This window comes from Alteromonas sp. AO-Serp, assembly GCF_017849675.1.
In the GTDB taxonomy this organism is placed as follows: Bacteria; Pseudomonadota; Gammaproteobacteria; order Enterobacterales; family Alteromonadaceae; genus Alteromonas; species Alteromonas macleodii.
The window spans coordinates 21686-27685 of sequence record NZ_JAFLMX010000130.1 but is presented as its reverse complement, the minus strand read 5'-3'; the positions used below and the strand labels follow the sequence as shown (position 1 = coordinate 27685).

Genomic DNA, 6000 nt, shown 5'->3' with positions numbered 1-6000 from the left:
CTTAATGTCGTGAATAAAGCCCATATCAAGCATTCTGTCGGCTTCATCCAATACCAACACTTCAAGCTGAGAAAACTTAACAGCGTTTTGCTGGTAGAGGTCAAGCAGTCGTCCAGGCGTAGCAATTAACACATCCACACCTTTACGCAGCTTCATCATTTGAGGATTAATACCTACACCACCAAATACCACGGCAGTTTTTAACGGCAAAAACTCACTGAACGCTCTGATGCTTTCTTCTACCTGAGCAGCAAGTTCTCGCGTGGGTGTTAAGATAAGTGCCCGAACATTGTTGCCAGATACAGGTTGTCCTTCCATCAATCTCTGTAAAATAGGAAGTCCAAATCCTGCAGTTTTCCCTGTTCCCGTTTGCGCAGCTGCCAACACATCCTTTCCTTGCAATACTTCTGGTATTGCCTTTTCCTGGATTGGTGATGGTGTACTAAACCCTCGTTTTTCAATAGCTTTTAACAAGGGTTCAGCGAGCCCTAATTGGGTAAATGACATTAATAAACTCCTGTCATAGGTATTTATAAAAAATTGCATACCGCAAAGGTATAAGCGTTAGTGCTTTATTGCTAACCGTGGGGGTTATAGATTACTGGGAAAACCTAAAGAGATACGCCATTGCCAACTTGGCTTATTGGTGTTTGACATCAAGAAAAGAACGTAGGTGTTTACTCTTACAAATTGCGCGCGGAGTCTACCACTAAAAGCCGAAAGCCACCAGCGCATTTTTTGTTCAAAATCTAGTTAAGCTTGTCTGACGTTTCACTTAATAAGTTCCGATTTACATAGCTTAAGAGCATGGGAAGTTTTATCGGCTTTTCGCACTAAGAGAATGGTCTTATACCGTAACGTCTTCCCTCATTTTTAGGAGAGATATTGTTATATTTATATTTTTATCAAAACGATAAATATCTATTTAGTACGAATTTTGCGACCTAGAAACGTAAACTTTTCATGTAACAGAGTTTAATTATATTTATCAACACCTTAAGAAATTTCGCTTTTAAGAGTGTGCGTTAAAAAAACAAGTTAAACAGGGCTCTTCTACGTAAAAACACCTCAAAATCTTTGAAATTAAAGACAACTTGATAGCCAGTTTCTGTTGGATAGATAAAAAAAGCTTTACCATATTTGTTATAACAGATAAAAAGCGCGCAGTTATTCCACGCTCAAATTACATCCACGCTGCTGCAGTGTGGTAAACAAGTGAAGTAGAAAACATGAATGTTGATAGTTTAACCCAGCACTTTGAGGAAAAGTTGGCTTTAGTCAAAGCATCGGTGATGTCTGATAGCTTTGTTATCCAGCTTACAACAATCGCAATTATTTATTGCGTTGCGTTTTTGCTTGCACGACAAGTAAAAAAGCCATTTAAGTTTACCCGAGAAAAGCCACAGCAAGGCGCACATACTATGCACGGCTTTTTATACAATCTGGGTGAGGCACTATTCCCGCTTATCACCATCAGTATGCTAAAGCTTACTACCGTGTTGGGGGCGCAATTTCAGTTTGATGCATGGCTATTGGAAATAGCCGTTGTTGTAGCACTAATGCTGTTTGTTAATTCCTTGATTACTGGTTTTGTCGAAAACAACACCATTGCAGCGTTTATGCGATGGGTAGGTTTACCTATCCTATTTTTACACTTAGTTGGCGTGCTTCCGCTGATAACTTCAGCATTGGAGTCAATGGCAATATCAGTCGGCAATGTTGAAATTTCAGCGTATGGCGTAACAAGAGTGCTATTGTTTGGTGGCTTGCTGTTCTGGCTAGGCCGCAGCTCGAACGCCATTGGTCAAGATATTATTCGAAACCATAAGTCGCTCGACGTTTCTACCAAAGAAGTGTTCGCAAAGCTGTTTGAAGTTGCCCTGTTCTGTGTGGTCTTTCTTTTATTGCTTAACGTCATGGGAATTAACCTTACCGCATTAGCCGTGTTTGGTGGTGCAGTAGGTGTGGGTTTAGGCTTAGGTCTGCAGTCCATCGCATCAAACTTCATCTCGGGCATCATTATTCTATTGGATAAATCGTTGACCGTAGGCGATTACGTTGAATTGGAAGACGGGCAGAAAGGTATCGTCAGAGAATTTAAAATGCGCTATGCCGTATTAGAGACATATGACGGTAAAGATGTACTGGTGCCTAACGAAAAGTTTATCAGCTCCTTGCTAATAAACTGGACACACAAAAACCAAAAACAACGTTACCGCATCGACTTTTCTGTCGCCTATAAAACTGATATCCGCGCGATGGTAGAGATTATTAAAGAGGCAGTATCGGAACATCCGCAGGTGATCAGTGGCGATGATGTTCCATTTGAAGAGCTGCCTGACTGTGAAATAGATAGCTTTGGCGACTCTGGCGTTAACATGTTCGTCGAGTTTTGGATGGAAGGGGTGGACGATGGTAAAAACCGCGTGGGTGGCGATTTGCTGCTTACTGTGTTTGAAACATTGCGCGAGCACAACATTGAAATACCGTTCCCTCAACGCGAAGTAAGGGTTATCAACGAACAGGGCATTGGTATTCGAAATACCACACCGTAGCTAAACTCGCTCATGACATGAGCGCTTTCAGTCATACCTTCGCGCTGGCTAAAACCTAGCGCGAAGCGTATCCCATTGCCACTCTTGGGCAGACAGACCTAACGTCTGGACAAACTTTGCATAGTCTTCTTTGCCCATCGCTGACGCTACAGTTTTTAATTGAGATTTGGCTTTTATTGCTTTTACCTGCAGTAACTCCAATCGCTTATCGGCACTTGAATCGAAGTTTTCACTGATGATTGCATTCGCTTTATTGGTCGCTTCCCACGCTGTAATAACATAGCCCACCAGCTTTATATAAACACCTACCATACGCTTTCGCTCAAATATGTTCTCAAACAGTGAGCCAGATAACGACTTTTGGAAACTGGCCTCTGTTTCTAAGGCAACAAATTGCTCGGCGTTCTTTAGCTCATTCAGCACATTGTGTAAAAACTTAATGTGGGCGTGCGTATTAAGTGCGTCGACGTGAAGTGCATTAATATCGTCGCTTAGCATTTCTAAATTGACCAACGTTCGTTTAAGACTAGCCATTGTGGTAATTGTCTGTAGAAGCGAAAAATAAAGGTTCAGTGTATCGAATTAAAGATGGGTTTGCGATGGTCTCGCGGGCGTTTTAATCACATTAAGAATTCATAACACAACTTATAGAAATCAATTAAAAAGGGCGCGGAAGCGCCCTTTTAGTTTTTATGTCTATTGAGAATTAGTTGTTAAGCTAATTCGCGATAGTAGTTATATCGCATCTATTTACCCAAGCTGGCGTTTAGATCGTGACGTAAATCGAAACGGTCTAGCGTCATCACTTTGGTCCAAGCGTCGACGAAGTCTTTAACAAAACGGCTTTTCGCATTGTCGTAGGCATAAACTTCGGCCACTGCACGCAGCTCACTGTTTGATCCAAAGACCAGGTCTACAGGCGTACCTGTATACATAACTTCACCAGTAGTTCTGTTTACACCTTCATATACCGACGGGTTATCTGTTTTTCTCCACTTAACGCCCATATCAAGAAGCGTTACGAAGAAATCGTTGTTAAGCGTGCCTACTTTGTCAGTAAATACACCGTGGCTAGTGCCACCTGTATTTGCTCCCAATGAACGCAGACCACCAAGCAAAACAGTCATTTCTGGTACCGTTAGATTAAGCTGATCGGCTTTGTCTACCAGCATGTCGGTTGGCGAACGATAGCTAGCTTCTGCGTTGTAATAGTTTCTAAACGCATCGGCTGTTGGCTCTAACAATGAAAACGAATTAACGTCTGTTTGCTCTTGCGTAGCATCAGTTCGACCCGGAACCACTGGAACAGTAACCTTGACGCCAGCATCTGCCGCTGCTTTTTCAATTGCTGCCGCGCCGCCAATCACAATGAGGTCAGCAAGAGATACTTTCTTCTTAGAAAACATGCGTGAATTGTAGTCTTCTTGCATCTCTTTAAGCTTAGAAACAACGGCTTGAACGGTTTCAGGCTCGTTGGCTTCCCAATTCATTTGCGGTTCAAGGGCAATACGAGCACCGTTCGCTCCACCGCGTAAATCAGATGCTCGGAAGCTAGATGCTGCCGCCCATGCTGTTTTCACAAGTTGCTGAACGGTTAAACCACTGTCTAAGATGTCAGCTTTAAGTTTCTTAACGTCTTTATCAGAGATCGCTTTATAGTCAGCTTTAGGCACTGGATCTTGCCAGATGAAGTTCTCTTCTGGGATATCGTTACCCAAGTAACGTGCCTTAGGACCCATATCGCGGTGAGTTAGCTTGAACCACGCTTTGGCAAACGCCGTTTGATACTCTTTAGGATCCGCTAAGAAGCGCTCGGCAATTTTTCGATACTCTGGATCATACTTAAGCGCCAAGTCAGCTGTAGTCATCACAGGAGGATTTTTCTTACCTTCTACGTGCGCATCTGGTACTGATTTATGAAGCGATTCATCGGTAGGGATCCACTGGATAGCGCCGGCAGGACTGCGAGTTTGCTTCCACTCAAAGCCCAATAAGTTTTGGAGATATAGGCTCGTCCATTTAGTAGGTAGCTGTGTCCAAGCACCTTCCAAACCGCTCGTTACTGTGTCTTCTGCATTGCCTTTACCGCAATTGTTCTTCCAACCTAGTCCCTGCTCTTCTAAGCCTGCACCGCCTGGCTCAGCTTCTAAACAATCAGCAGGCTTGTGTGCGCCGTGCATTTTTCCAAATGTATGACCACCCGCTATTAGCGCAACGGTCTCTTCGTCATTCATCGCCATACGGCCAAATGCAGTGCGAATATTTTTCGCAGATCCCATCGGATCAGGCACACCTTTAGGGCCTTCAGGGTTAACATAGATCAAGCCCATGTGCGTTGCCCCCAACGGGCGCTGAAGCTTACCGTCGCGCTCTTCACGATCGCTCGCAAGCATTTCCACTTCTGGGCCCCAATAAACCATGTCAGGTTCCCAGTCGTCGGTACGACCACACGCAAATCCATAGGTGTCAAAGCCCATGTTTTCCATGCCTACGGTACCCGCAAGGATCATTAAGTCGCCCCAAGATAAACTTTCACCGTACTTTTGCTTAATAGGCCAAAGCAAGCGACGCGCTTTATCAAGATTTCCGTTGTCTGGCCAGCTGTTCAGCGGATCAAAACGCATTTGACCACCGTCACCACCGCCACGACCATCTAGCGTACGATAGGTACCTGCACTGTGCCATGAAAGTCGAATGAAGAAAGGACCATAATTTCCGAAGTCGGCCGGCCACCAATCTTGAGAAGTGGTGAGTAGCTCATTAACATCTTTTTTTACTTGGTCGAGATCTAGCTTAGCGAATGCCTTTGCATAACTGAAATCATCACCTAGTGGGTTTGAACGATTATCGTGATCTCTTAACGGAGAGAGATCGAGCTGATCAGGCCACCAAAATTGATTATTTTTCGCTTGAAAAGCTTTAGCAGTGCCCGTGCCTTTAGCACCCGCAGGCTTACTAATTTGATCGTTGGCAATAGCCCCTGTTGCACCAAGCGATAGGGCAACAAGTACTGATAATGTGGTTTTTTTAAACCTGTTTATAGTCATGGTCTTTTCCCGTCTGAGTTTGTTGTAGTTACCAAAGCGTGAGTGCGAATCACACCACTAATTTGTTAACATTTTGTTTACCTCATAATCAGTTAAAAGATAGACAGGCTTAGAGAATATTTACAGTTGATAAAATGAATTCAACTGATTAGAAAATCCAATCAATGAAAAGTTGATTAATTTCAATATTTTAAAAACCCAGTTCACTTTATGACGTAAACGACTGTCGCTCAGTAGAACTATGTAATGCGGAAAATGAGCTAGATCTGTGAATCTCTTTCAGAGATTGGGAAATTTTTTCGCTTCTTGAAGAGTGAAACTTTTCCATACTTTCTATAAGCGGCTAAATAACCAACTAAAAAGTGTCGGTTTATGTAAAGTTTTCATCTAATTGAAAT

General features: G+C 43.1%; 4 protein-coding genes. 1 reads left to right on the top strand and 3 read right to left on the bottom strand.

Annotation, left to right across the window (positions count from 1 at the left end):
- On the bottom strand, positions 1-507 hold a 507-nt coding region (locus tag QVA83_RS09755), incomplete at its 3' end, for a DEAD/DEAH box helicase (RefSeq protein ID WP_287498417.1).
- Positions 508-1229: 722 nt separating this feature from the next.
- On the opposite strand from QVA83_RS09755, the gene QVA83_RS09750 reads away from it, so the two are divergent.
- Positions 1230-2555: a mechanosensitive ion channel family protein gene (locus tag QVA83_RS09750; protein WP_075176721.1), complete on the top strand. Its 1326-nt coding sequence runs from the start codon at positions 1230-1232 to the stop codon at positions 2553-2555.
- 48 nt (positions 2556-2603) lie between these two features.
- Here QVA83_RS09750 and QVA83_RS09745 read toward each other — a convergent pair whose 3' ends face one another.
- Positions 2604-3089 (bottom strand): hypothetical protein, encoded by a 486-nt coding sequence (locus tag QVA83_RS09745; RefSeq protein WP_287498416.1) that lies wholly within the window; start codon positions 3087-3089, stop codon positions 2604-2606.
- A 212-nt stretch (positions 3090-3301) separates the two neighbouring features.
- Positions 3302-5602, bottom strand: a complete 2301-nt coding sequence (gene katG / locus QVA83_RS09740) for a catalase/peroxidase HPI (RefSeq protein ID WP_287498415.1) — start codon at positions 5600-5602, stop codon at positions 3302-3304.
- Between the last annotated feature and the right edge of the window lie 398 nt (positions 5603-6000).